The organism is Streptomyces zaehneri (assembly GCF_032248645.1).
Taxonomy (GTDB): domain Bacteria; phylum Actinomycetota; class Actinomycetes; order Streptomycetales; family Streptomycetaceae; genus Streptomyces; species Streptomyces coriariae.
Genome location: NZ_JASTTJ010000007.1, coordinates 151,573 through 175,976, shown reverse-complemented (window position 1 = coordinate 175,976; position 24,404 = coordinate 151,573). Strand labels below are relative to the sequence as shown.

At 70.8% G+C, this 24,404-nt stretch carries 18 protein-coding genes; 7 read left to right on the top strand and 11 right to left on the bottom strand.

All coding sequences use genetic code 11. The features are described from left to right. Nucleotides 1-81 precede the first annotated feature (81 nt). Entirely contained in the window at nt 82-1,959 is a 1,878-nt protein-coding gene (locus QQM72_RS14265; protein WP_314221235.1) for a phosphoenolpyruvate carboxykinase (GTP), read from the bottom strand. A 313-nt stretch (nt 1,960-2,272) separates the two neighbouring features. Between QQM72_RS14265 and trhA the strand changes: the two genes are divergently transcribed. The 4 genes from trhA to QQM72_RS14245 all read left to right on the top strand — a co-directional run bounded on the left by trhA (nt 2,273) and on the right by QQM72_RS14245 (nt 6,124). Beyond that, nucleotides 2,273-2,986 (top strand): PAQR family membrane homeostasis protein TrhA, encoded by a 714-nt coding sequence (gene trhA / locus QQM72_RS14260; protein ID WP_314221234.1) that lies wholly within the window; start codon nt 2,273-2,275, stop codon nt 2,984-2,986. A 146-nt stretch (nt 2,987-3,132) separates the two neighbouring features. Beyond that, nucleotides 3,133-4,719, top strand: coding sequence for a DHA2 family efflux MFS transporter permease subunit (locus QQM72_RS14255; RefSeq protein ID WP_314221233.1), 1,587 nt, complete (start codon nt 3,133-3,135; stop codon nt 4,717-4,719). A gap of 4 nt (nt 4,720-4,723) precedes the next feature. After that, the gene (locus QQM72_RS14250; protein WP_314221232.1) at nt 4,724-5,353 is read left to right on the top strand and encodes a TetR/AcrR family transcriptional regulator; all 630 of its coding nucleotides are present in this window, start codon (nt 4,724-4,726) and stop codon (nt 5,351-5,353) included. Nucleotides 5,354-5,386: 33 nt separating this feature from the next. Continuing rightward, on the top strand, nt 5,387-6,124 hold the full coding sequence (locus QQM72_RS14245; RefSeq protein ID WP_020128081.1) for a Mut7-C RNAse domain-containing protein: 738 nt from the start codon (nt 5,387-5,389) through the stop codon (nt 6,122-6,124). A 12-nt stretch (nt 6,125-6,136) separates the two neighbouring features. Here the strand turns inward: QQM72_RS14245 and QQM72_RS14240 are convergent, their stop codons facing one another. From QQM72_RS14240 to QQM72_RS14220, 5 genes are all read right to left on the bottom strand, one after another. Continuing rightward, nucleotides 6,137-8,545 (bottom strand): galactose oxidase-like domain-containing protein, encoded by a 2,409-nt coding sequence (locus QQM72_RS14240; protein WP_314221400.1) that lies wholly within the window; start codon nt 8,543-8,545, stop codon nt 6,137-6,139. A 23-nt stretch (nt 8,546-8,568) separates the two neighbouring features. Then, nucleotides 8,569-9,768 (bottom strand): glycosyltransferase family 2 protein, encoded by a 1,200-nt coding sequence (locus tag QQM72_RS14235; RefSeq protein ID WP_314221231.1) that lies wholly within the window; start codon nt 9,766-9,768, stop codon nt 8,569-8,571. Then, nucleotides 9,765-11,414 carry a phospholipid carrier-dependent glycosyltransferase gene (locus QQM72_RS14230; RefSeq protein ID WP_314221230.1) on the bottom strand — a complete coding sequence of 550 codons (1,650 nt, stop codon included), beginning with the start codon at nt 11,412-11,414 and terminating at the stop codon, nt 9,765-9,767. The genes QQM72_RS14235 and QQM72_RS14230 overlap by 4 nt, the downstream gene beginning before the upstream one ends. Continuing rightward, nucleotides 11,411-12,799, bottom strand: a complete 1,389-nt coding sequence (locus QQM72_RS14225; RefSeq protein ID WP_314221229.1) for a glycosyltransferase — start codon at nt 12,797-12,799, stop codon at nt 11,411-11,413. The genes QQM72_RS14230 and QQM72_RS14225 overlap by 4 nt, the downstream gene beginning before the upstream one ends. A 214-nt stretch (nt 12,800-13,013) precedes the next feature. After that, a complete protein-coding gene (locus QQM72_RS14220) occupies nt 13,014-15,059 on the bottom strand; it encodes a thioredoxin domain-containing protein (protein ID WP_314221228.1) in 2,046 nt (681 codons plus the stop codon). 157 nt (nt 15,060-15,216) lie between these two features. On the opposite strand from QQM72_RS14220, the gene QQM72_RS14215 reads away from it, so the two are divergent. Next, nucleotides 15,217-18,447, top strand: a complete 3,231-nt coding sequence (locus tag QQM72_RS14215; protein WP_314221227.1) for a tetratricopeptide repeat protein — start codon at nt 15,217-15,219, stop codon at nt 18,445-18,447. A 96-nt stretch (nt 18,448-18,543) separates the two neighbouring features. On the opposite strand, the gene QQM72_RS14210 is transcribed toward QQM72_RS14215, so the two are convergent. Together QQM72_RS14210 and mca are read right to left on the bottom strand one after the other, a co-directional pair. Further along, the gene (locus QQM72_RS14210) at nt 18,544-18,807 is read right to left on the bottom strand and encodes a hypothetical protein (RefSeq protein ID WP_314221226.1); all 264 of its coding nucleotides are present in this window, start codon (nt 18,805-18,807) and stop codon (nt 18,544-18,546) included. Continuing rightward, the gene (gene mca, locus QQM72_RS14205; protein ID WP_054242565.1) at nt 18,800-19,660 is read right to left on the bottom strand and encodes a mycothiol conjugate amidase Mca; all 861 of its coding nucleotides are present in this window, start codon (nt 19,658-19,660) and stop codon (nt 18,800-18,802) included. The genes QQM72_RS14210 and mca overlap by 8 nt, the downstream gene beginning before the upstream one ends. Nucleotides 19,661-19,785: 125 nt before the next feature. Here mca and QQM72_RS14200 point away from each other — a divergent pair, with 125 nt between their 5' ends. Continuing rightward, nucleotides 19,786-20,187 carry a DUF4307 domain-containing protein gene (locus tag QQM72_RS14200; protein ID WP_314221225.1) on the top strand — a complete coding sequence of 134 codons (402 nt, stop codon included), beginning with the start codon at nt 19,786-19,788 and terminating at the stop codon, nt 20,185-20,187. Nucleotides 20,188-20,397: 210 nt separating this feature from the next. Continuing rightward, nucleotides 20,398-20,898, top strand: coding sequence for a transcription elongation factor GreA (gene greA / locus QQM72_RS14195; protein WP_314221224.1), 501 nt, complete (start codon nt 20,398-20,400; stop codon nt 20,896-20,898). 77 nt (nt 20,899-20,975) lie between these two features. Here the strand turns inward: greA and QQM72_RS14190 are convergent, their stop codons facing one another. The 3 genes from QQM72_RS14190 to ilvA all read right to left on the bottom strand — a co-directional run bounded on the left by QQM72_RS14190 (nt 20,976) and on the right by ilvA (nt 24,347). Continuing rightward, nucleotides 20,976-21,839 (bottom strand): ABC transporter permease, encoded by an 864-nt coding sequence (locus QQM72_RS14190; protein WP_314221223.1) that lies wholly within the window; start codon nt 21,837-21,839, stop codon nt 20,976-20,978. Further along, nucleotides 21,836-22,858: an ATP-binding cassette domain-containing protein gene (locus QQM72_RS14185; RefSeq protein WP_314221222.1), complete on the bottom strand. Its 1,023-nt coding sequence runs from the start codon at nt 22,856-22,858 to the stop codon at nt 21,836-21,838. The genes QQM72_RS14190 and QQM72_RS14185 overlap by 4 nt, the downstream gene beginning before the upstream one ends. Before the next feature lie 259 nt (nt 22,859-23,117). Then, complete coding sequence (gene ilvA / locus QQM72_RS14180) at nt 23,118-24,347, bottom strand: threonine ammonia-lyase (RefSeq protein WP_314221221.1); 1,230 nt, start codon at nt 24,345-24,347, stop codon at nt 23,118-23,120. Nucleotides 24,348-24,404 lie beyond the last annotated feature (57 nt).

Genomic DNA, 24,404 nt, shown 5'->3' with positions numbered 1-24,404 from the left:
CTCGCCGCATCGCACCGCGGCCGGCCGTGACGATCACTGGTCAGGGCAATCCCGTGCCGGCCGCGGAGTTCTCGGTGGGCCTCAGCCCAGGCGCTGCACCAGCGCGCGGTACTCGTCCCACAGCTCCTTCGGGGTGTGGTCGCCGAAGGTGTTGAGGTGCTCGGGGACCAGGGAGGCCTCCTCGCGCCAGACCTCCTTGTCCACGGTGAGGAGGAACTCCAGGTCGGAGTCGGCCAGTTCGAGGCCCTTGGTGTCGAGGGCGTCCTTGGTCGGCAGGATGCCGATCGGGGTCTCGACGCCCTCGGCCCTGCCGTCCAGACGCTCCACGATCCACTTCAGCACGCGGCTGTTCTCGCCGAAGCCGGGCCAGACGAACTTGCCCGCCTCGTTCTTGCGGAACCAGTTGACGTAGTAGATCTTCGGGAGCTTCGACTGGTCCTTGCCCTTGGCGACGTCGACCCAGTGGCCCATGTAGTCGCCCATGTTGTAGCCGCAGAACGGCAGCATGGCGAAGGGGTCGCGGCGCAGCTCGCCGACCTTGCCCTCGGCGGCGGCGGTCTTCTCGGAGGCCACGTTGGCGCCGAGGAAGACGCCGTGGTTCCAGTCGAAGGACTCCGTCACCAGCGGGACCGCGGAGGCGCGTCGGCCGCCGAAGAGGATCGCCGAGATCGGCACGCCCCTGGGGTCCTCCCACTCGGGCGCGATGATCGGGCACTGCGCGGCGGGGACCGTGAAGCGGGCGTTGGGGTGGGCGGCCGGGGTGCCGGACTCCGGCGTCCAGTCGTTGCCCTTCCAGTCGGTGAGGTGGGCGGGAGTCTCCTGCGTCATGCCCTCCCACCAGATGTCGTTGTCGTCGGTGAGGGCGACGTTGGTGAAGACCGAGTTGCCCCAGAGCGTCTTCATCGCGTTGGCGTTGGTGTGCTCACCGGTGCCGGGCGCCACGCCGAAGAAGCCGGCCTCGGGGTTGATGGCGTACAGGCGGCCGTCCTCGCCGAACCGCATCCAGGCGATGTCGTCGCCGATGGTCTCGACGGTCCAGCCGGAGACGGTGGGCTCCAGCATGGCGAGGTTGGTCTTGCCGCAGGCGCTCGGGAAGGCGGCGGCGACGTACTTGGACTCGCTCTCCCGTCGCCCACCACCACCCTCGAACGAGGCCCTTCGGGCCTCAGGATCATCCTGCGGCGGGGTCAGTTTGAGGATCAGCATGTGCTCGGCGAGCCAGCCCTCGTCGCGGGCCATGACGGACGCGATGCGCAGGGCGTAGCACTTCTTGCCGAGCAGGGCGTTGCCGCCGTAGCCGGAGCCGTAGGACCAGATCTCGCGGCTCTCGGGGAAGTGGGAGATGTACTTGGTGCTGTTGCAGGGCCACGGGACGTCGGCCTCGCCCTCGGCCAGCGGCGCTCCGAGCGTGTGCACGGCACGCACGAAGAAGCCGTCGGTGCCGAGTTCGTCCAGCACCGGCTGTCCCATGCGGGTCATGGTGCGCATGGACACGGCGACGTAGGCGGAGTCGGTGATCTCGACGCCGATCGCGGAGAGGTCCGAGCCCAGCGGGCCCATGCAGAAGGGGACGACGTACATCGTGCGGCCGCGCATGGAGCCGCGGAACAGCCCCTTCTCCCCGGAGAAGATCTCCCGCATCTCGGCGGGCGCCTTCCAGTGGTTGGTGGGGCCGGCGTCCTCCTCCTTCTCGGAGCAGATGAAGGTGCGGTCCTCGACGCGGGCGACGTCGGTGGGGTCGGAGGCCGCGTAGTAGGAGTTCGGGCGCTGGACCGGGTCGAGCCTCTTGAAGGTGCCCTTCTCCACGAGCTCGTCGCACAGTCGCTCGTACTCGGCCTCGGATCCGTCACACCAGACCACGTTGTCCGGCTGCGTCAGTTCGGCGATCTCGTTCACCCAGGAGACGAGTTCCTGGTGGTCGGTGGGGATGACGGGGGGAGCCGCGATGTCGCGCGCCACGATTGCTCCTAAATGAGGGATTTTTTGTCTGGAGGCCCCGTGGGGGCTGCGACCCGGATGCTTCGGATGGTGACCTTGGCGCTCATCCGGTGTCGACCGCACTCATTTGATCATCCGATGGTACCGCCCATATGTCCAGAGGGCCTCACAGGTGAGCGGAGTGAGGATGGCCACGTGTAGCGGCGCCGTTTTGCGTCCACATGACGTTCAGCCGACGGCCTCTTGACCCGGCCCCGTGAGACGATGGCCACTCTTGACACCCGGATACGCCGGACCGACACGTAAGTTACGGTTCCGTAGGTACGATTCGTCCATGACTGCGTCCGTCCCCGACGCGCCCACGGACTCGCCGGCCGTCGGCCCCGCGTCCGTCGCGCACTCCCTGTCGGAAGAGATCAAGCCCAAGCTCCGCGGCTGGTTGCACCTCGGCATGTTTCCGGCCGCTCTCGTCTCCGGACTGGTCCTCACCGCCCTGGCGGACTCGTCCCGCGGCCGCATCGCCTGCGGAATCTTCGCCCTGACGGCCTGCCTCCTGTTCGGGGTGAGCGCCCTCTACCACCGCGGCGACTGGAGCCCGCGGATGGACGGCGTCCTGCGCAGACTCGACCACGCGAACATCTTCCTGATCATCGCGGGCACCTACACACCGCTCACCCTGCTGCTCCTGCCGGAGTCGAAGGGGCAGTGGCTGCTGTGGAGCATCTGGGCCGCGGCGATCGCGGGCATCGCCTTCCGGGTCTTCTGGGTCGGCGCCCCGCGCTGGCTCTACACCCCGTGCTACATCGCGATGGGCTGGGCGGCCGTCTTCTTCCTGCCGGACTTCATGCGGGCGGGCGGCATCGCCGTCATGGTCCTGGTGATCGTCGGCGGCCTCCTCTACAGCGCGGGCGGCGTGATCTACGGCATCAAGCGCCCCAACCCGTCACCGCGCTGGTTCGGCTTCCACGAGGTCTTCCACTCACTGACCCTCGCCGCCTTCGTCGTGCACTACGTCGGCATCTCCCTGGTGGCCTACCAGCACGGATAGCGTCTCCGCTCCCCCCTCAGCGCCTTCGCTCCGCCCCCCTCCGGGCCACGGCTTCCGAGCCGTGGCCCTTTTCCGTGCGCCGGTTCCGCATACCGGGAGTCCATAGCGATTGACACACGCCATCTTTTGAGAGCTACTCCCATTTCATGGCTACTGTCACGAACTCTGCCGCGGTGGGGCCCGACCCCCGCCGCTGGTGGGCCCTGGGGGCCCTGGTCGCGAGCATGCTCACGCTCGGCTTCGACACGACGATCCTCAACGTGGCCCTCCCGACGATGGCGGAACAGCTCGGCGCCGGCACCGGTCAGCAGCAGTGGATGGCGGACGCGTACATCGTCGTCTTCGCGGCCCTGATGCTCCCGGCCGGCCTGCTGGGCGACCGCTTCGGCCGACGGAACATGCTGATCACCGGGCTGGGGATCTTCCTCGTCGGCTCGCTGGTCGGCACCCTGGCCGCGGACGTGGACGCGGTGATCGCCGCCCGTGCCGTGATGGGCGTCGGGGCCGCGCTGGTCACGCCGCTCGCGCTGTCGGTGCTCCCCTCGCTGTTCGCGCCCGAGGAGCGCACCAAGGCCGTCGGCATCGTCTCGGCCGGCTCGACGCTGGGCCTGCCGCTCGGGCCGATCATCGGCGGCTGGCTGCTCAACCACTTCTGGTGGGGCTCGGTCTTCCTCATCAACATCCCGATGGCCGCGATCGGCATCGCCGCCTGCGTCTTCCTGCTGCCCGAGACCCGCGACCCGGCCTCCCCCAGGGTCGACATCGTCTCCACCGCGCTCACCGCGGCCGGTCTCGGCGCCCTCATCTACGCGATCATCGAGGCGCCCACCCGGGGCTGGGGCGACCCGCTGGTCCTCGCGCTGGACGCCACCGCCGTCGTCCTGATCACCGCGCTGGTCCTGCGCGAGCGCCGGGCCGCGCGGCCCATGCTCGACATGGGGCTGCTCGCCCACCGCGGCTTCCTGTTCAACACGCTCGCGGCGACGCTTCTCATGTTCGTGCTGTCCGGCCTGCTGTTCGTCCTGCCGCAGTACCTCCAGGCCGTCCTCGGCAACGACGCCCTCGGCACCGGGGTGCGGCTGCTGCCGATGATGGGCGGTCTGATCGTCGCCGCGCGGGCCGCGCAGCCCGTCGTGGTCCGGTTCGGGGCGCGCGCGGTGGTGAGCGCGGGCCTGGTGGTGCTGGCCTTCGCCATGCTGCTGGCCAGCCGGACGACGGTCGACTCCGGCTACGGCTTCACCGCTCTGTGGCTGTCGATCGTCGGGTTCGGCTTCGGCTTCTCGATCGTGCCCGCGATGGCCGGCGCCCTGGGCACCCTGCCCACCGACCGCGCCGGCAGCGGCTCCGGCCTGCTGATGACCCTGCGCCAGGTCGGCGCCGCCATCGGCATCGCGCTGCTCGGCAGCCTGCTCGCGAGCGCCTTCCGCGACCGCCTCGACGTCACCGGTCTGCCCGCGGGGGCCGCCGGCACCGCCGGGGACTCGGTGGTGGCCGCCCATGTGATCGCCGAGAAGGCGAACCTGACCGATCTCGCCGCCTCCGCCAACTCCGCCTACGTCCACGGCATGAGCCTGGTGCTGCTGGTGTGCGGCATCGCCGCCCTGGCCTCCGCGCTGCTGGCGGCCGCGTTCCTGCCGGGAACGGCGCAGGTCGACAGGAGCGATGCGGTGGAGGGCGGGGCCCCGGACACCGGTCCCGGCTTGGTCACCCCCGCCGCCGATGCCCGACAATGAGCCCATGACGGCCGCACGCACCAGCTCTCCCGCCGACCACCCGCAGCCGGGTCTCCGGGAGCGCAAGAAGACCAAGACCCGCGAGGCGATCCGCGCCGCGACCTACGCGCTGGTCGAGGAACAGGGGTACGACGCCACGACGATCGACCAGATCGCCGAGCGCGCCGAGGTGTCGCCGTCGACCGTCTTCCGCTACTTCCCGACCAAGGAAGACATCATCCTCACCGACGAGCAGGACCCGATCCTGCTGGCGCTGCTGCGCTCCCGGCCCGCCCACGAGGCGGTGGCGGACACCATGCGGTACGTGATGCGGGAAGGCGCCCGCATCGGCTTCGACGAGGACCCGGACGTGGCCCGGATGCGCACCCACCTGATGGTCCAGGTCCCGGCGGTGCGCTCGCGGATGATGGAGAGCATGTCGGTCCTCGGCCGCATGCTCTGCGTCGCGATCGGCGAGCGCTCCGGCCGCGACCCCGACAGTCTGGAGGTCCGCGTCTACACGATGTCCCTGCTCGGCGGCCTGATGGAGACGGCCCTGTACTGGGGCGAGCACGGCCAGGAGGGCGACTTCGGCGCCCTCCTCGACCGCACCCTGGACGTCCTGGAGCACGGCCTGAGCAAGGAGAACAGCTGACCCCCCGCCCCTGGGCCGTGCCATCCTGACCAGGTGAACGCATTCGAGATCCGCGTCGAAGTCGCCCCGGAGCTGGCCCTGTTCGTCCCGCCCGCGCGGCGCGCCGGAGCCACCGCGCTCGCCGTCGACGGCGTCTCCACCCTCGGCCATGTCGTCGAGTCGCTCGGGGTGCCCCTCACCGAGGTCGGCACCCTGCTCGTCGACGGCCGTGCCGTACCGGTCTCGCACATCCCCGCAGCCGGCGAGTCGGTGACCGTCCGCCCGGTGGCCCGCCCCCAGCGGATCCCGGAAGCGCCGCTGCGCTTCCTCCTCGACGTCCACCTCGGCACCCTGGCCCGCCGGATGCGTCTGCTCGGCGTGGACACGGCGTACGAGTCGACCGACATCGGCGACCCGGCGCTCGCCACCCGGTCGGCGGCCGAACAACGCGTCATGCTGAGCCGGGACCGGGGCCTGCTGCGGCGGCGCGAACTGTGGGCGGGCGCGTTCGTCTACAGCACCGACCCCGAGGAGCAGCTCCGCGACGTCCTCGACCGGTTCGCGCCCGAGCTGCTTCCCTGGACGAGGTGCACCGCCTGCAACGGTCTGCTGCGCAAGGCCACCAAGGAGGAGGTCGCCGACCAGCTGCGCCACGGCACGCGGCAGTCGTACGACGTGTTCGCGCAGTGCCTGTCCTGCGGACGCGCGTACTGGAAGGGCGCGCACCACGAGCAGCTGGTGGCCATCGTGGAGCGCGCCCTGGCGGAGTTCGCGGGACAGGGCAGGCCCTAGCCGGGACAGGCCCTAGGCCTTGCGCAGATCTCCCTTCCCGCACGCGAGGCCGTCCCGGTCGGGGTCGAGCCCCAGCGGGTCGTCCTTGCCGTTGACCTTCAGCCGGCCGTAGTCGTTGGTCTTGAGCCAGGAACAGCGGGCGGCCGTCGTCCTCTTCACCGTCGCCGGGAACGCCGTCGGCACGCACACGTTGATCGACCCGTAGTGCCGGTCGCAGCCGGAGACGGTGGGTGAGACCTGCTGTGAGGTCCTCTTCTTCCCGGGGCCGGTGACCTTGCCGGTCAGGTCGTCGGCGAAGGAGTGCACGTGCGGTGCGACCCCGGTGCCCGAGGACACCGAGAACGCCGACGCGGAGTCCGCGGCGAGTTGGGCCGGGCCCTGGAGGTGCACCCACTTCGCGACCGACGGCACCCCGTTCGCGTCCACCGCGAAGAGCATGTACCAGCCGGGCGGCGCCAGGTTCGGGTTGCTCGTCACGTTGAGGTCGACGTTGGCGCCGTCGACGGACAGCGGGAGGTCCACGAAGCGCTGGTTCGGGTCGGAGGAGTGGGTCACCGCCGCCGGGCGGATCAGCTCCGCCTTGGCGATGGGCCGGTCGACCGTGATGCGCTGGGTGTCGCCGTACGTCCACTCCGTGTCGATGACCGACGTGATGGCCGGCCGGGCGCCCTTGAGGAGATAGGGCGGGCTGTAGATCGACACGTTGTGGTTCCAGGTGCCGTTGCCCGGGTTGTCGCCGGTCGACATCACCCGGCCGTCGGGCAGCAGGAACGAGGACGAGTGGTAGCCGCGGGCCTGCGGGTCGGCGGCGACGGGGTCGAAGGTGTTCGTGCCGGGGTCGTAGAGCGACGACTCGAAGACCGGGTCGGCCCGGTTGTGCAGCGCGCCGCCCGTCTCCAGCACCTTGCCGTCGGGCAGCAGCACCGCGGAGACGTACATCTTCCCCTGGTTGCCCGTCTCGGCGACCGGGCCGTTGCCGAGGTCCACCGTGCCCTGCGGGAGCGGCGGTCCGGCGACGTAGGACGGGTTCGCGGCCTTCAGGTCGATGATGTCGGTGAGCCGGTTGCCGTCCGGGTTGGAGTCGATGTTGCCGCCGCCGAGAGTGAGGACCTTCTGGTCCTGCGCCGGGGGCAGCAGGACGCTCGCCGACTGGTCGCGCTGGTCCTTGTTCTGCAGACCGGGTATCTGGGTGACCGTGTTGGCGTCGTAGTCGTAGACCGCCGAGCCCGTGCCCGGGATGTTGTTGCCGAAGACATGGCTGCCCGAGTAGAAGAGGCGGCCGTCCTGCATCAGGATCATCGACGGGTACAGACCCCAGTACGACCAGGTCTGGTTGACCTTCCACAGCGGCTGCCACCGCTGCTCGGCCTGCGAGAACAGCTCGGCCGTCACCGATCCGGTGGAGTCCTCGCGCAGCCCGCCGAAGGACAGCACGTCACCGTTGCCCATGACCGTGGCCGACGGGTACCAGTGGCCGTCGTTCATGTCGTTGGTCCTGCTGTACGTCTCGGTGACGGGATCGAAGACGTAGGAGTCCTTGAAGCCCTCGTAGCCGTGCCCGCCGGCCACCGGGTAGGCCTTGTTGCCGCTCATCACGAGCACGCGCCCGTCCTGGAGCTGCACGTGCCCGGAGCAGAACATGTCCTTCGGTGTGGGGACGACCTGGTAGCTGCCGTTCGCCGGGTCGTACACCGCCGACGTGAACGTGCCGGCGTCGAACTGCTCCTCGCTGTTGCCCGAGCCGGCGATCAGCAGCACCTTGCCGTTGTTGAGGACGACGGAGTGCATGGAGCGGACCGGGTTCTGGGTGGACAGCACGTCCCACCGGCCGTTCGCGCAGCTGTCGGCGGTGCCCGTGCAGGTCGCGGGCGGGAGGACGTCCGGCACCTGATCCATCGTGTAGTCGTCGGTGGTCACCGAGCCCGTCCCGTAGACGGAGACGCCCCAGGTGACGCGGTCGGTGCCGGCCGGCACCGCGGGGGTGCGGACGGTGGCCTCGGTGTAGGCGGACGCCATGTCCAGCGTCTTGAGGTCGGTCCAGTACTGCCAGCCCGCCGTCGTGTCGTGCCGGAAGAGGGTGAGGGAGGTGTCGGGGGTCGTCGACTTGTACCAGAGCGACAGGTCGTACTGCCTGCCCGGCGTCACCGCTGGCGCGCACTGAGCCGACTCGGTGATCAGCGCCTTGCGGTCGCCGTCGGCCCGGCGGGTCAGCGTCACCTTCATCGCCTTGGCGCCGGTGTGCGCGTCCGAGGTGTGCGCGAAGGCGAAGTCGTTGTCGCCCCAGCCCGACTTCTCCCAGCAGTACGGCATGCCGTCCGTGCCCGCCGTCTCGAAGCCGGCGTTCTTGACGAGGTCGGCGGCGGACGCGGGCTGCGGGCCGGTCAGCAACAGGCCCGCGGTGAGGCCGGTCACGGCCGGCATCGCGATCCGTCTGCGGCGTCTGTTCACACGGCTCTCCTTGCGGTGCGGCTCCCCCGCGGCCTCCGGCGGGGGAGGTAGACCAGCGCTTCGGTACCGGCGAAGCGCACGACGAACGTCGTGACCAGGGCCAGCGCGGTCGCGGACAGCGCGCCCATCCCGAGCCGGTGCACGAACAGCGCGATCAGCGGGATGCGCAGCACGAGATCGGCGTTGGCGAGCAGCGCGAACCGGCCGGCCCTGTCCCACCAGCGGCGATGGGCCCGGCGGTCACGGAACAGCAGATGCTCGATGAGGACGAAGTTCCAGGCGACGCCGAGCTGGTTGGCGAGGATCTCGGCCGGCACGTAGTGCAGTCCGGCGGCGGTGAGGGCCCACAGCCCGAGCAGGTTGGGCAGGACCCCGGTCGCCCCGATCAGCCCGAAGCCGACCATGCGGGCGACCGGCGACGCGGTGCGCAGTCCGACCAGGTGGCGCAGGAAGCGGAAGCCCTCCCGCGCGCTCGACTTGGACTCGCCGGCGAAGCGCTCCTCGAAGACGAACGGGACCTCGCCGACCTCGCGCGGGCGGCTGCGGACGGCGAGTTCGAGGAGGATCTTGTAGCCGAGCGGCCTCAGGACGTCGGCGGTGACCGCGCTGCGCCGGATCGCGAAGAACCCGCTCATCGGATCGCTGATCCCGCGCAGCTTCCGGGGGAACAGGGACTTCGTGAGCCAGGTGGCCCCGCGGGAGACGGCCACCCGGTAGCTGCCCGCGAGCCCGGCGCGGCTGCCGCCCTTGACGTACCGCGAGGCGACGACGAGCGCGGCGTTCGACCGCTCCCCCGTGGCCACCAGCTCCGGTACCAGGGAAGGAGGGTGCTGGCAGTCGCCGTCCATGACGACGATCCAGTCCGAGCCGGCCGTCCTCATCCCCTCGACGACCGCGCCCCCGAGCCCGCCGACCGGTTCCTCCCGGTGCAGCACGGTCACCGGGAACGGGCAGTCGCGCGCCGCGTCCCGGATGACCTCGGGGGTGTCGTCGGTGGAGTCGTCCACGAAGACGACCTCGCAGGGCAGCCGGGACGGCACCGACTCGGTGATCCGGTGCAGCAGTTGGCGGATGTTCGCCGACTCGTTGAAGGTCGGTACGACGATGGTGACCGCGCCGGGCTCGGCGAGCTGGGCGGCGCTCAGATCGGGGACGGGGGCGCTGTACTCGGTGTGTTCGGTGTATTCGTGGCTCATCGGACGCCTCTGGAGTCGGTCTGGATCCGCCGGATCTCGATCCGGTCCTCACCGGAGCCGAAGGTGGCCACCGGCGTCGAGTGTTCGAGGGCCGCCCCGACCTGCGGCAGGTCGCTCGCGTCCCGCCGGACGGTCGGCGAGGCGACGACGTAGTCGATGTCCCGCCAGCCGTTCGGCAGGGTCTTGGTGACGGCCGGGTCGAGGTCGGCCTTGTAGAACCAGATGGCCCCGGGTCCGGGCCGGTAGCCGGCGTGCACCAGGTCCAGCCAGAGCGCGTCGTCGACCAGGACACGGGTGCCGTCCGGGTCCTCGACCGCGGTCGCCAGCCACGTGGAGGCGGCCCGGTAGGGGGCGTTGGCGTCGGCGGTGACGGCGGTGCGGTCGCCGTCGTACCAGCGCGGGACGACGTACGCGCCCGCCGCCAGGGCGAGGACGGCCGCGAGGGCGTAGCGGCCGCCGGTCCGCCACCGTGCCTCGTCCGGCCCGCGCCGTCTGCGCAGGACGGCGTGGGCGACGCTCGCCGTGCCGCCGGCGAGGACGAGCGCGAGGAAGGGCAGCGCCTGGATGACGTACATCGCGGGCAGGTAGCCGCTGGGCCGCATCGCGACCACCGCGAGGACCGCGACCGCCAGCGACGGTCCGGCGAGGGCGCGGGCGGTGACCGACCAGCGCCAGGTGAGCAGGAGCAGCAGCGCGCCCGCGAGGCCGCCGAGGATCAGCACCCGGTCGTAGTAGAGCCACGAGCGGAGCGCGTCGTAGGACCCCGAGCCCTGGTCGAGGAGGAAGCCCGACCCGGGTCTGGTCATCTGGTAGGCGATGCCGTCCCAGAGGGAGACATGGCCGCTGCCCGGCAGCAACTCGCCCTTGAGCAGGGCGAAGAGGGGATACGCGAGGCCGATCAGCACGCAGGCGGTGACCGCACCGGTGAGGGCGAACTTACGGGTGTCGCGGTGGCTGTGCCGCCACATGGTGACGAAGACCGCCGGGAGGACGAAGAGCATCGTCTCCTTGGTGAGCACGGCCGTCGCGGCGGCGACACCCGCCGCGAAGTGGTGCCAGAGGTGGCGGCTCGGCGAGGCGGCCAGGGTGAACGCGAGGAGGGTCCACATCACCGCGAGGTTGTCGAGGAAGATCTCCCGCTGGAGGACGACCGAGAGCGGGGAGAGCCCGAACAGGACCATGCCGAGCCCGGCCGCCCATCGGGGCAGCGACAGCCGCCGCCCGAGGACGTGGACGAGGACGGCGCTGACCGCGCTGACGACGAGCATCGCGGGCCGCATCGCGCCGACGGTCATCGAGTCGGGGCTGATCAGCTTGGGGATCCAGGTCAGCAGGGCGAGCTGGATCCAGCCGAGGGGCGGGTGGTCGTACCAGTAGGTGTAGTGGGCGAGGCCCCTGCCCTCCTGGACGGCCCAGGCCTGGGCGAGGTAGGTGCCCTCGTCGTCGCTGAGGGTCGGGTAGTCGGCGATGTTCCAGCCCTGCACGACGAGGATCGCCACGAGGAGCACACCGCACAGGATCAGGTCGGGACGGGACCGGCGCAGCCGCTGCGGCACAGTCGTTCGGCCGGTCGAACGCGGATCAGGCGCAGGCCGGCGCTGCGCGGGGACCGTGCCGGCGGTCACCGCGGGAAGGGTGGAGGTCACGCGGGAACGTCCTCTCGGAGCACTGCGGGATCGCAAGCGGGTCCGGCCGCGGTCGCGGGACCGCAAGCGGGTCCGCTGCCGGAAGCGGGTCCGGCAGCGGTCGCGGTCGCTCGTCCGGCTACGGTCCCGGCTGCGGGTCCGGGAGTGGCGGCGGTCAGGTGCGCGCCGACATGTGAGGTCAGCTCCCAGTCGTTGCGGCCGCGTTGTTCACGCCAGACGGCGCGCATCGCGGCTCCCGCGAGGAGGACCTGGTAGAAGGGGCCGCCCACGACGAGCTTGAGGTAGTGGACGAGGCGGACGCGCAGGCCGTACTGCTTGCCGAAGTCGTGCAGGCCGACGAGCTCGAAGACGAAGGTGACGAGTGCCGTCACGGCCGGCAGGAAGGTGACGAAGGCGATCCCGACGGGCACGTCGAGGAAGAGCGCGACCGCCACGTTGAGCGGGATGACGACCCCGGAGAACGCCTGCAGAAAGGGCGTCATGAGGGTGTAGCGGGCCAGCAGCCGCTGCCCGAAACCCGGGAGTTGCTTCCAGTCCTTCTTCCGGTAGACCTGGAGGAAGCCCTGGTTCCAGCGGGTGCGCTGCTTGAGCAGGGACATGAGCGAGCCCGGGGTCTCCTCCCGGGTCACCATCGCGGAGTCGTAGGCGACGACGACCTTCTTGCCGACGCTGGAGAGGCGGACGCCGAGATCACAGTCCTCGGCCAGGCAGTCCGGGTCCCAGCCGCCGGCTTCCCTGAGGGTGCGCGTCCGTACGAAGACGGTGTTGCCGCCCAGCGGGATGAATCCTTTCTGCGCATGCAGATGGAGCCGGGAGCGGAACCAGAAGAAGTACTCCAGGCAGTTGCGCAGGCTGTACCAGCTGGAGTGGAAGTTGATGAGCTGCACCCCGCCCTGCACGACGTCGGCCCCCGTGGTCCGGAAGGCGTGGTCGACATGGGAGAGCAGCTCGGGATGGACCTGGTCCTCGGCGTCGAAGACCCCGACGACATCGCCGCGGCAGTGCGGCAGCGCCGTGTTCATGGCCTTCGGCTTGTTCTTCTTCTCGTGGGTGTCGACGACGACACGGACGCGCGGGTCGCGTTCGGCGGCATTCTCGGCCACCGCCGTGGTCTCGGGGTCGTCGTGACCCACGATGACGATGATCTCGAAGTCGGTGTGGCCGGACTCCAGCAGGCGCTGGATGGTGTGGTCCAGCACGGCTTGTTCGTGCCGTGCCGGAAGCAGCAGCGAGAAGGAGACGTGTTCGTCGCCGTCCGGGCTGCTGAACCGGGTGGAAGCGAGCACTTCGGGCGTACGCCACGCGTGCATCTGCCACCACAGGGTGAACGCCGCCATCCAGAACAAGGCCAGTGAGACGGCAGCGATGAAGACAGACGTGAGCAAGCAGATCCCCCCAGACCCCAGAGCCCCCTGTCGCGACGGCGTGTCACATCCGTCGCGTCACTGTGGAGAGGCTAGGGGGACTCTGTGAAGTCCGGGAACTCTTCCGATAAATAGATTGTTTCGGAACTCTGTCGCTCGTAACACGACTTATCCGAACAGATGCTCAGCTTTCCCTTGTGGAGCCACGGCGCTCCGGTACCGCTTTGTGGGTGTTTCAGCCGCTCACCACGGTGCTCAACGCCGCGCGCAGTCGCTCCGGGTCGGCGGTCGGCGCGTCACACGTGAAGTTACGGCAGACGTACGCGGTCGGTTCACCGTCGATCAGCGGGCGGTCGGCGAGCAACGGGAACTCGTCACTCCCCGTCGTGCCGAACGCGACGACGGCCCCCGGGGCGGTGCCCAGAAGCGCCGTACGGTGCAACGCCGCCGAAGCCGGGTCAGCCTTGCCGGGTACGACCACGGCGACCTCACGCGGCCCGTCGAGCAGTGCCTCGGCGACGGCGAGCCCCCATCCGATGAACCGCGGCACCCGCGGCCCGAGCGCCTTCACGACGCCCAACGCCCGCTCCGCGGCGGTGCGGTGGGGTTCCGAGCCGGTATGGGCGGCGTAGCTGAGCAGCGCGCCGGCGGCGGCGGTCCAGCCGGAGGGCACCGCGTTGTCGGTCGGATCCTGCGGACGCCGGATGAGCCGCTCGGCGTCGGCCGCGGTGTCGTACAGCGCACCGGACTCGGGGTCGACGAACCGGACGAGGACGTGATCGAGCAGGAATCCGGCGAACTCCAGCCAGACGCCCTCCCCGGTGACGGAGGCGAGGGCGAGGAACCCCTCGGCCACGTCGGCGTAGTCCTCGAGAACCCCCGCGGTGGCCCCGGCCTGTCCGTCCTTGCTGGTACGGGCGATGCGGGCCTGCTCGTCGAGATGCAGCCGGACGAGGAGATCGGCGGCCCCGACCGCGGCCTCGACGAGATCCGGCCGGTCGAAGTAGGCGCCGGTCTCGGCGAGCGCGGCGATCGCGAGCCCGTTCCAGGCGGCGACGACCTTGTCGTCCCGGCCCGGGGCGGGCCGTCCGCCGCGCTCGCGCAGCAGCCGCTCCTTGATCCCGGCGATCCGCTGCGCGTCGAACACCTCTTCCTGCTGGGGAAGTTGCAGGACGGAGGAGCCGTGCTCGAAGGTGCCCTCCTCGGTGACGCCGAAGTAGCGGGCGGCGAGTTCGGCGTCCTGCGGTCCGAGCACCTCGGCGAGCTGCTCGGGCGTCCAGACGTAGTACACGCCCTCGACGTGCTTCCCGCTCCCGTCGTCGCTGTCGGCGTCGAGCGCGGAGGCGAACCCGCCCTGCTCGGTGCGCAGTTCACGCACCATGAAGTCGGCCGTCTCCAGGGCCACCCGCCGGGCCGGCTCACTGCCGGTGGCCCGCCAGAGATGGGCGTAGACCCGGCACAGCAGCGCGTTGTCGTACAGCATCTTCTCGAAGTGCGGCACGACCCAGTCACGGTCCACGGAGTACCGGGCGAACCCGCCGCCGAGCTGGTCGTAGATCCCGCCCCTGGCCATCCGTTCGCAGGTGTCCCGGGCCATCTGGAGCGCGCCCTCGGCGCCGGTGCGCGCATGGTGGCGCAGCAGGAACTCGACCACCATCGACGGCGGGAACTTCGGCGCGCCGCCGAACCCGCCCCGCTGCGGGTCGTACTCCCGGGTCAGCCCCAGCAGCGCCTGCGACAGCTGCTGCTCCCCGGGCGCCACGCCGTCCCCGTAGGAGATCTCCCGTCCCGCCAGATCCCGGACGATCTTCCCGGCGACCTCGGCCACCTCGTCCCGCCGCTCGGTCCATGCCTGCCGCACCCCCTCCAGCACCTGCCGGAACGAGGGCATCCCCTGCCGGGGCGCGGGCGGGAAGTAGGTCCCGAAGTAGAAGGGCTCGGCGTCGGGCGTCAGGAACACGGTCATCGGCCAGCCGCCCTGGCCGGTGGCCGCCTGCACGGCCTCCATGTAGACGGCGTCCACGTCGGGACGCTCTTCCCGGTCGACCTTGACGCTGACGAAGTGCTCGTTGAGATGGTCGGCGGTGGCCTGGTCCTCGAAGGACTCGTGCGCCATCACATGGCACCAGTGGCAGCTCGAATACCCGACACTCAGCAGCACCGGCACGCCCCGCCTGCGCGCCTCCTCGAAGGCCTCCGCCGACCAGGGCCACCAGTCGACGGGGTTGTCGGCGTGCTGGAGGAGGTACGGGGACGTCTCATGGGCCAGTCGGTTCGGCATGGGGTCCATCCTGCCGCAGTACCCCGCCAGGCAGACGTCAGGCGCCCCCGGGCGATCACCGCCCCGGCGACCCGAGGCCCTTCGCCCCCTCGCTTCGCGGAGCCGCCCGCCGCACACTTGACCAAGGAAAGCTGTGACCTCCGGAGGGGGACGGGACATGCGGGACGGCCATAGGGCGGAAGCCGAGCGGTTGTTGGCGCGGGCCGTGGAGGAGGAAGTACGGCGCTCCGGCGGGCGCAGCGACCGGCAGGTGCTGATGACGCGGGCGCGCGGCGCGCTGGACGCCATGGCCCGGACGGCCGCCGAGGAGTACGAGGCGTACGCGCGCGCCCTGGAGGAGACGGAATCCCACCAGGTGAGTTTCGGACAGCGGTACGCGCGGGAGGGCGGGCGGACTCCCCTGCTGGTGGCGGGCGTTGCCGCCGTCACGACGGCGGTCGCCGATCTCGCGCTGGGCACCGGGCCGGGCACGGCGCTCGGCGCCGGGGTGGCCGTCGGCGTCGTCGGCGCCGCGGCGACCGTCGTGAAGGTGGCGGGCTCCCATCTGCCGGCCGCGCATCACCGGGCCGGCGAGGCGGGGCAGCCCGGCGGCGCCGAGCAACTGCGGCTGCAATGGCTCACCGCTCTGGAGGTGCGGGGCATCCGGCCGTTCCTGGACCAGCAGCGGATGCTGAGCGCCACGACCGGCCCGAAGAAGGCGCCGGGACCGCAACTGCGCGGCGCCGACAAGAGCGCGGCGGCCCGCGGACGGTCCCTGCTGACCCAGTCCTTCGCCCAACTACCGGAAGCGGCGGGCCCGTTCGCCGGGCGCCGGACCGAACTCGGGCAGCTCCGGCAGTGGGTGCAGGCGGCCCGTGCCAGCACGCGGACACGGCCGACGGTGGTCGTGCTGCACGGACCCCCCGGCAGCGGCCGCACCACCCTCGCGGTGCGGGCCGCGCACGATCTGCGCGACCAGTTCCGCGGCGCCTGCGTGGTGGACCTGCGCGGCCACAGCGCCCAGGAGGCGCCACTGCCCACCCGGGACGCCCTGCTGCACCTGCTGAACCGGCTCGGCGCGCCCCGTGAGCAGCTCCTCTTCCGTGAGCGCTCCTCCGCGGACCAGCAGGTCAAGAGGCTCACCGAGCTGTACCAGCAGCACCTGACCGGCCTGCCGGTCACGGTGATCCTGGACGACGCCTCGGACCCCGCACAGGTCCTCGCACTCGTGCCGGAACGTTCCGACAGCCTGGTCCTGGTCACCGCCCGGACCCCGCTGGGGCTGCCGGCCGAACTGTCCGCGTGGGTGCACGAACTGGCGGTGCGGCCCCTGGACGCGGCGGGCACGGAGGAACTGCTGGGCGCGGCCGCCCAGGACACCTCCGGTCCGTACGACGCCGAATCCACCGACCGGATAAGGGAGTTGTGCGGCGGCCTGCCGTTGGCGCTGCGCGTCGTGGGCTCCTCGCTCGGCCCGCGCTCACCACGCGCGCTGGCGGCGGACCTGGGAGCGTACGGACCGGTGGAGCCGGTCGAGCGCGCCCTGTGGCTGCGCTACACCGACCAGCCGGACGTGACCCGCAGGCTGCTGCGCCGGCTGGCCCTGGCCGGACGGGCCTCGCTCGGGACGGCCGCGGCGGCCGCCCTCCTCGCCACGGACCGTGCGGAGGCCACCCGCCATCTCACGGCCCTCGCCGACGCCGGCCTGGTCGACCACGTCCGCGGCGACCGCTACCGCCTGCACGACCTGGTCCGCGCCTTCGCCCAGGCCCGGCTCCTCGACGAGGAGGAGCAGAACGAGCGCTCGGCGGCCCAGGAACGCCTGATCGTCAGCTACGCCGAGCTCGCCGACTCCGTACTGCGACTGGTCGACGGCAACATGTCGACCCGCTCCGACCGCTTCACCCCGCACGGCTTCACCTCCCTGGACGAGGCGCTGCGCTGGCTGGACGACGAGTCGAGCTTCATCACGGCGACGCTGCGGCACGCGGAGGGCGTCGACCAGAACGCCGTACTGAGCCTGCTGGGCGCCCTGTGCGACTACTGCCTGCTGCGCGGCGACCTCTACCGGCTCGGTGAGATCAGCGAGCTGGCGCAGTCGGTCGGCCAGGACCTGCTGGTGCGGTCCGTGCAGTGGCGTACCGGCATCGCGGCCCGTCAACTGGGCGAGCTGGACAAGGCCCGTACGACGCTCAGCTCGGTCGTCGACCTCTATCTCCAGGCCCACCACGACGCGGGGGCGGCACGCGCCCTGTGCTCGCTGGGCATCACCCTGCACCACCAGGGCCAGCTGACGGAGGCCGCGGCGAAGCTGCGGGAGGCGATGGACCTGCAGGCCGCGCCCGAGCTGGCCACGGACCGGGCCTGGACGATGCACGCGCTGGCGGCGGTCGAGCGGGACAGAGGGCATCTCGCCGAGGCCCTCGACCTGCTCACCCGCTCCCTGGTCCTGCACCGCGAGGGCGGCTCCGTGCACGGCGAGGCATGGGCGCACTTCCAGCTGGGCCAGCTGAACCTGCGCCGCGGCGACGTCCCGCGGGCCGAGGCCGATCTGCGCGAGGCCCTCGACCGGTACGGCCGCACCCGCGACGCCCGCGGCGAGGCCTGGGCCCTGACCCAGCTGGCCCGGGCCCGGCTCATCGCCGGGGACCCGGACCCGGCGGCGGAGGACCTGCGCCGGGCGTCGGCGCGGCACCGGGACAACGAGGACGCGCGCGGTGAGGCCTGGACGGTCTACTACCTGGGGCTGGCTCTGGAGGAGACGGGCGACCTGGACCACGCCGTCCGCGAGCTGGAACGTTCCCGCTCCCTCTTCTCCCGCATGCGTGACGTCTACGGCCTGGCCTGTGCCCGCCACCACTCGGCCCGGGTGACCCGGGACCAGCGCGCCGCCCAGACCGGTTCGCTGCGCAACTCGGGCTTCGCCCGGCAGCTCCTGGTCGACGCGCGCGCCGACTTCCAGCGCATCGGCGTCGCCCACGGCGAGGCCTGGACCTGCCTGGAGCTGGCGATCGTCGACGCGGGGAACGCCCGTACGCAGGCGGCGCTGGCCCTGTGCGACGAGGCGGCCGGTCTGTTCGCGTCCTACGGCGACCGGCGCGGCGCGGACTGGGCCCGCTTCCTGCGCTGCACCCTGCTGCCCTACGCGGCCCCGGGCGGGGTCGAGGTCGGCACGGCGGTGGCCCAGGAGGAACTGGCCCAGCTGGCCCGCACCCACCACCCGCTGCGCGACATCCGACTGACCGAGTGCCTGGAGGCCTACGGGCTACTGCTGGAACGAGGCATCCGCCTGGAGTCCGGCTGGCAGGCCTGGCGCCTGGGCCTGGTACCGGGCAGGCACGGCCGGGAGGTCATGGGGGTGGCGGTGAACGACCAGCAGCCACGCGAACCGCGACAGGCGCGGGGGTGAGGTGCGCCCCGGGGTGGGGCGGTCAGCCCGCACCCCGGGGCCACGCACCCCGGGGCCACGCACCCCGGCGCCACGCGTTCGCGCCGCGCACTGGCCTCACGACGTCGAGGAGGGCTTCCCCGTCGCCGTCGCCTTCGCCGTGCCGGCGGCGGGGGTCTGCTCCGGGTCCGCCGGCTCCTTGAAGTCGACCTTGCCCATGTGCTTGCTCATGGACTTCATCAGGCCCCACACCGCCACGGCCATCGCCGCGAAGACGATGAAGCCGAGGACGCCGGGGGTGACCTTGTTCTCGTCGACCTCCTTGGCGAGGGGGACGAGGTGCGTCATTGCCAGGCTCACGCTTGCGCTCATGTCAGGCATTGTCGCGGATGCCCGCAAAGAGGTCGTCCTCGGGGAGGGAGGTATCGACGCGGGACTTCGCGAGCTCGTACTCCTCCGTGGGCCAGACCTCCTTCTGGATCTCCATCGGCACCCGGAACCAGCCGCCGTCGGGGTCGATCTGCGTGGCGTGCGCGATCAGCGCCTTGTCGCGGATCTCGTAGAAGTCGGCACACGGAACGTGCGTGGTGAGCGTGCGCTCCTTCTGGCCGAACTCGTCCCAGCGCTTGAGCCACTCCCCGTAGGGCGACTCCAGGCCCCGGTCGAGCATCGCGTGGTGCAGCGCCTCGGTGCGGGGACGGTTGAAGCCCTGGTTGTAGTACAGCTTCGACGGCCGGTACACGGGCCCGAACTCGGCCTCGGGGTACTTCGCGGCGTCGTCCGCGCCCTCGAACGCCACCATCGAGATCTTGTGGGTCATGATGTGGTCGGGGTGCGGGTAGCCGCCGTTCTCGTCGTAGGTGGTGATCACCTGGGGACGGAAGGAGCGGATCTGCTTCACCAGTTCGCCGGCCGCCTTGTCGACGTCCTCCAGGGCGAAGCAGCCGTCGGGCAGCGGCGGCAGCGGGTCGCCCTCGGGCAGGCCCGAGTCGATGAAGCCGAGCCACTCCTGCTTGACGCCGAGGATCTCGCGAGCCTCGTCCATCTCCTTCTTGCGTACCTCGTGGATGTGCTCCTCGATGTACTTGTCGCCCTGAAGCTTGGGATTGAGGATGGAGCCGCGCTCCCCGCCCGTGCAGGTCACGACCAGCACGTCCACCCCCTCGGACACGTACTTCGCCATGGTGGCCGCGCCCTTGCTCGACTCGTCGTCGGGGTGCGCGTGAACGGCCATCAGTCGCAGCTGGTCAGTCAAGACTCAATCCTCGGTAAGTCGGCGCCCGGTGTGAACCGGCGCGATCGCAGGCTTCTATAGTGACCGAATCGGGAGGCGAATAATTCCGTGCCGGGAGGACGATCATGAGTACGGCGAGCACCCGACTCCCCGAGGGCCGCTACGGCCGTTCCTCGGACGAGCGGGCCGACCACAAGCTCAGGATCACCGGCGCCGTGCTGGGCGCGTTCCTGCTCGCCCTGGTCGGGTACTTCGCTTACCACTACGTCGGCCAGAACAAGATCAGCGCCGAGGTGATCACCTTCAAGGCGACCTCGGACGAAGCGGTGCAGCTCCACCTGGAGGTCCGCAAGGACTCGGGCGCGAGCGGCTACTGCACGGTGCGCTCGCAGTCGGCCGACGGGGCCGAGGTGGGCCGGGCGGACTTCCGCTTCGCCGGCTCGGACACGCGCATCGACCGGACGGTCACGCTGCGTACGACGGCCAAGGGCACGACGGCGGAGCTGCTCGGCTGTCACGCCGACTGACGCGGACCGGCAGTGACTGACGCGGGGGCCGCCGGGCGAGCCGTATCCTCCGCAATACGTACACGCTGACCTGCGTTGACGTAATTCTGATGGCTTATGTCCTCCCCCTTCGGCCACTGAATTGTTAGGCTCGTGGTTTCGCCCATCACCTGAGGAACATGCTTTTGGTAGGGCGATGCTTTGTATTCCCAGTACCGACGAGGAGCACCTGTGACCCAGACCAGCGAGTCCGTCACCTGGCTGACCCAGGAGGCGTACAACAAGCTCAAGGTCGAGCTTGAGTACCTTACTGGTCCTGCGCGCACGGAGATCGCCGCCAAGATCGCGGCCGCGCGCGAGGAGGGGGACCTGCGTGAGAACGGTGGGTACCACGCGGCCAAGGAGGAGCAGGGCAAGCAGGAGCTCCGCGTGCGCCAGCTGACCCAGCTTCTCGACAACGCCAAGGTCGGCGAGACCCCGACCTCCGCCGACGGCGCGGTGGCGCCCGGCATGGTCGTGACGATCGCCTTCGACGGTGACGAGGACGACACCATGACGTTCCTGCTCGCCTCGCGCGAGTACGCGAGCTCGGACATCGAGACCTACTCGCCGCAGTCCCCGCTCGGCACCGGCGTGATCGGCCACAAGGTCGGCGAGGACGCGGAGTACGAGCTGCCCAACGGCAAGAAGGCCTCCGTGCGCATTCTCAAGGCCGAGGCCTACAGCGGCTGACCGACCCCTGTCCGTCGCCCCGCTGTGACCGGCCCCCGGCGCCCACGCCGCCGGGGGCTTCGTCATGTCCGGAACACTCAGGCCGTCGCCGAGCGGTACTTCCGGACCGCCAGCGTCCGGAAGATCACGACGATCAGCACCGAGTAGATCAGCGAGGCCCAGACCGGGTGCTGCATCGGCCAGGCGTCGGACGCCGACTGGCCCGGGTTGGCGAAGAGCACCCGGCAGGCCTGGACGGTGGCACTGAACGGGTTCCACTCGGCGATGTGACGCAGCCACGGCGTCATGTTGCTGGTGTCCACGAACGCGTTGGAGATGAAGGTCACCGGGAAGAGCCAGATCAGTCCGCCGGAGGTGGCCGCCTCGGGGGTGCGGACGCTCAGGCCGATCAGGGCGCCGATCCAGGTGAACGCGTAGCCGAGCAGGAGCAGCAGCCCGAAGGCGGCCAGGACCCGGGCGGCGTCGGTGTTGCCGTCGGAGCCGACCCGCCAGCCGACCAGGAGGGCGACCACCGCCAGGACGAGCAGGGTGAGCGCCGTCTGCACGAGGTCGGCGAGGGTGCGGCCGGTGAGCACCGCGCCACGCGCCATGGGCAGGGACCGGAAGCGGTCGATGAGCCCCTTGTGCATGTCGTCGGCGATGCCCGCGCCGGCTCCGGCGGTGGCGAAGGTGACGGTCTGCGCGAAGATGCCCGCCATCAGGAAGTTCGTGTAGTCGGTGGCGCTCGTGCTGCCGCCGATCCGCATGGACCCGCCGAACACGTAGGTGAACAGCACCACGAACATGATCGGCTGGATCAGCCCGAAGATGACCATCTCCGGAATGCGGGACATCCGAATCAGGTTGCGCCTGGCGATGACCAGCGAGTCGCGGACGGACTGCCCCAGCGGATGGGCGGGCTTGGGCGCCGCGCCGCGTACGGCGTCGGTGACGGCACTCATTTGACGGTCTCCCTCTCGCTCTGGCCGCTCGTACCGCGCGGGGCGTCCCGGCGGTCCTCTTCGCTCTCCTCGGCCTTCGTCTCGGCGACGTGTCCCGTCAGGGACAGGAAGACGTCGTCGAGGGTGGGGCGGCGCAGGCCGATGTCGTCGATCTCGATGCCGCGGCCGTCGAGCTCACGGATGACCTCGGCGAGGAGCTTGGCGCCGCCGGCGACGGGCACGGTGAGCTTGCGGGTGTGCTGCTCGACGGTGGTCTCACCCTTGCCGAAGCCGGCCAGTACCTCCGCGGCCGTGGCGATGTGTTCGCGGTCGTGCACCACTACCTCCACGCGCTCTCCGCCGGTGCGGGCCTTGAGCTGGTCGGAGGTGCCTCGGGCGATCACCCGGCCGTGGTCGACGACCGCGATGTCGTGCGCGAGGTGGTCGGCCTCTTCGAGGTACTGCGTGGTGAGCAGCAGGGTCGTGCCGCCGGAGACGAGGCGCTTGATCACCTCCCACAGCATCTGGCGGTTGCGCGGGTCGAGGCCGGTCGTCGGCTCGTCCATGAACATCACGGGCGGTGAGACGACCAGTGCCGCGGCCAGGTCGAGGCGGCGGCGCATGCCTCCGGAGTAGGTCTTGGCCGTACGGTCGGCGGCTTCCGCGAGGCCGAACTGGTCGAGCAGTTCGGCGGCCCGGGCCTTCGCCGCGCCCGCCTTCATCTGGTAGAGCATGCCGACCATCTGGAGGTTCTCGCGGCCGGTGAGGTATTCGTCGACGGCCGCGAACTGGCCGGACAGGCCGATGGAGCGGCGGACCTCGTTGGGGTGCTTGAGCACGTCGAGGCCGGCGACCATGGCCCGGCCGCGGTCGGGGCGCAGGAGCGTGGTCAGACAGCGGACCGTGGTGGTCTTGCCCGCTCCGTTCGGCCCGAGCAGGCCCAGCACCGTGCCCTCCGGGACGTCCAGGTCCACGCCGTCCAGAGCCTTTACGTCGCCGAAGGTCTTCACCAGGCCTTCGGCATAGATGGCACCTGGCATATCAGTCTCCACGTCATTGAGGATTCTTCGGAAAGCCTAGGTTTGTACTTTTCGTTCCGCCCGATGGGGAATGAGGGGGCGGCGCGAGACACACCATAACGCGATGTATCGCGTCTCACAACGGTCTTTCTCGAACGAGTGACGAAGGAACGCGAAGCGGGCTCCGAGCCGACTCCGAGCCGGCTCCGAGAAGGCACGAAGCAGGTTCCGAGAGGGCTTCGACCTTCGTCGACACCCTCGGTCGACGCCCCCGTCGGCGTCAGTCGATGACGGTGTAACCGGCCTCGCACAGGGCTCGGCCGACCTCGGCGCAGTGCTCCGGCCCCTTCGTCTCCAGGTGCAGCTCGACCTCCGCCTCGGTCAGCCCGAGCCGGGGGTCGGTCCGCAGATGGCTCACGTCCAAGACGTTAGCGTCGACCACTGACAACGCCCCCAGAAGCGTGGCGAGGGCGCCCGGCCGGTCCGTCAGCCGCAGGCGTACGGCCAGGTAGCGGCCCTGCGCCGCCATGCCGTGCCGCAGGACGCGCTCCATCAGCACCGGGTCGACGTTGCCGCCGGACAGCACCGCGACGACCGGGCCCTCGAAGGCGCCGGGCGCGCTGAGCAGTGCGGCCACCGGACTCGCCCCGGCCGGCTCGACGACCAGCTTGGCCCGCTCCAGGCACAGCAGCAGCGCCGCGGCCAGCTCGTCCTCCGTGACCGTGCGCACCTCGTCCACCAGGTCGCCGACGATGGAGAACGGCACGTCACCGGGCCGGCCGACCTTGATGCCGTCGGCCATCGTCGCCGGGGTGCGGATCGACACCGGCCGCCCGGCCGCCAGCGAGGGCGGGTACGCCGCGGCCCCGGCAGCCTGCACCCCGACGATCCGCACGTCCGGCCGCAGCGCCTTCACCGCGACCGCGATGCCCGCCGCCAGCCCGCCGCCGCCGATCCCGACGACGATCGTGCGCACCTCCGGGCACTGCTCCAGGATCTCCAGGCCGACCGTGCCCTGACCCGCGATGATGTCGGGGTGGTCGAAGGGATGGATGAACACCGCACCCGTCCCGGCCGCGTACTCCTGCGCCGCGGCCAGCGTCTCGTCGACCACCTGACCGTGCAGCCGCACCTCGGCGCCGTACTCGCGGGTGGCGCTGATCTTCGGCAGCGGAGCGCCCTGGGGCATGAACACGGTGGAGCGCACACCCAGCACCGTCGAGGCCAGCGCAACGCCCTGCGCGTGGTTGCCCGCGCTCGCCGCGACCACCCCGGCGGCCCGCTCCTCCGGCAGCAGCCCGGCGATCCGGACGTACGCGCCGCGCAGCTTGAACGACCCCGTGCGCTGGAGGTTCTCGCACTTGAAGTGCACCGGCGCCCCGACCAGCTGGGACAGGTGCCTGCTGCCCTCCATCGCGGTCATCCGCGCCACGCCCGACAGCATCTTCTGGGCCCCGCGCACATCGTCGAGGGTGACGGGACGCAAGGAGTCAGCCGTGCGGTAGCTCATGACTCCAGCATCGCAGTTCACAGGCGGCCACGACCGCTGTGACCAACCTCCGAGACC

Bases quoted from the DNA above. Each gene is read 5' to 3' on its own strand.
- QQM72_RS14200 (WP_314221225.1), top strand. From the start codon at position 19,786: ATGAGTACGGCGAGCACCCGACTCCCCGAGGGCCGCTACGGCCGTTCC.
- QQM72_RS14255 (WP_314221233.1), top strand. From the start codon at position 3,133: ATGGCTACTGTCACGAACTCTGCCGCGGTGGGGCCCGACCCCCGCCGC.
- QQM72_RS14190 (WP_314221223.1), bottom strand. From the start codon at position 21,839: ATGAGTGCCGTCACCGACGCCGTACGCGGCGCGGCGCCCAAGCCCGCC.
- QQM72_RS14250 (WP_314221232.1), top strand. From the start codon at position 4,724: ATGACGGCCGCACGCACCAGCTCTCCCGCCGACCACCCGCAGCCGGGT.
- mca (WP_054242565.1), bottom strand. From the start codon at position 19,660: ATGGCCGTTCACGCGCACCCCGACGACGAGTCGAGCAAGGGCGCGGCC.
- QQM72_RS14210 (WP_314221226.1), bottom strand. From the start codon at position 18,807: ATGCCTGACATGAGCGCAAGCGTGAGCCTGGCAATGACGCACCTCGTC.
- QQM72_RS14235 (WP_314221231.1), bottom strand. From the start codon at position 9,768: ATGAGCCACGAATACACCGAACACACCGAGTACAGCGCCCCCGTCCCC.
- trhA (WP_314221234.1), top strand. From the start codon at position 2,273: ATGACTGCGTCCGTCCCCGACGCGCCCACGGACTCGCCGGCCGTCGGC.
- QQM72_RS14220 (WP_314221228.1), bottom strand. From the start codon at position 15,059: ATGCCGAACCGACTGGCCCATGAGACGTCCCCGTACCTCCTCCAGCAC.
- QQM72_RS14240 (WP_314221400.1), bottom strand. From the start codon at position 8,545: ATGCCGGCCGTGACCGGCCTCACCGCGGGCCTGTTGCTGACCGGCCCG.
- ilvA (WP_314221221.1), bottom strand. From the start codon at position 24,347: ATGAGCTACCGCACGGCTGACTCCTTGCGTCCCGTCACCCTCGACGAT.
- QQM72_RS14215 (WP_314221227.1), top strand. From the start codon at position 15,217: ATGCGGGACGGCCATAGGGCGGAAGCCGAGCGGTTGTTGGCGCGGGCC.
- QQM72_RS14185 (WP_314221222.1), bottom strand. From the start codon at position 22,858: ATGCCAGGTGCCATCTATGCCGAAGGCCTGGTGAAGACCTTCGGCGAC.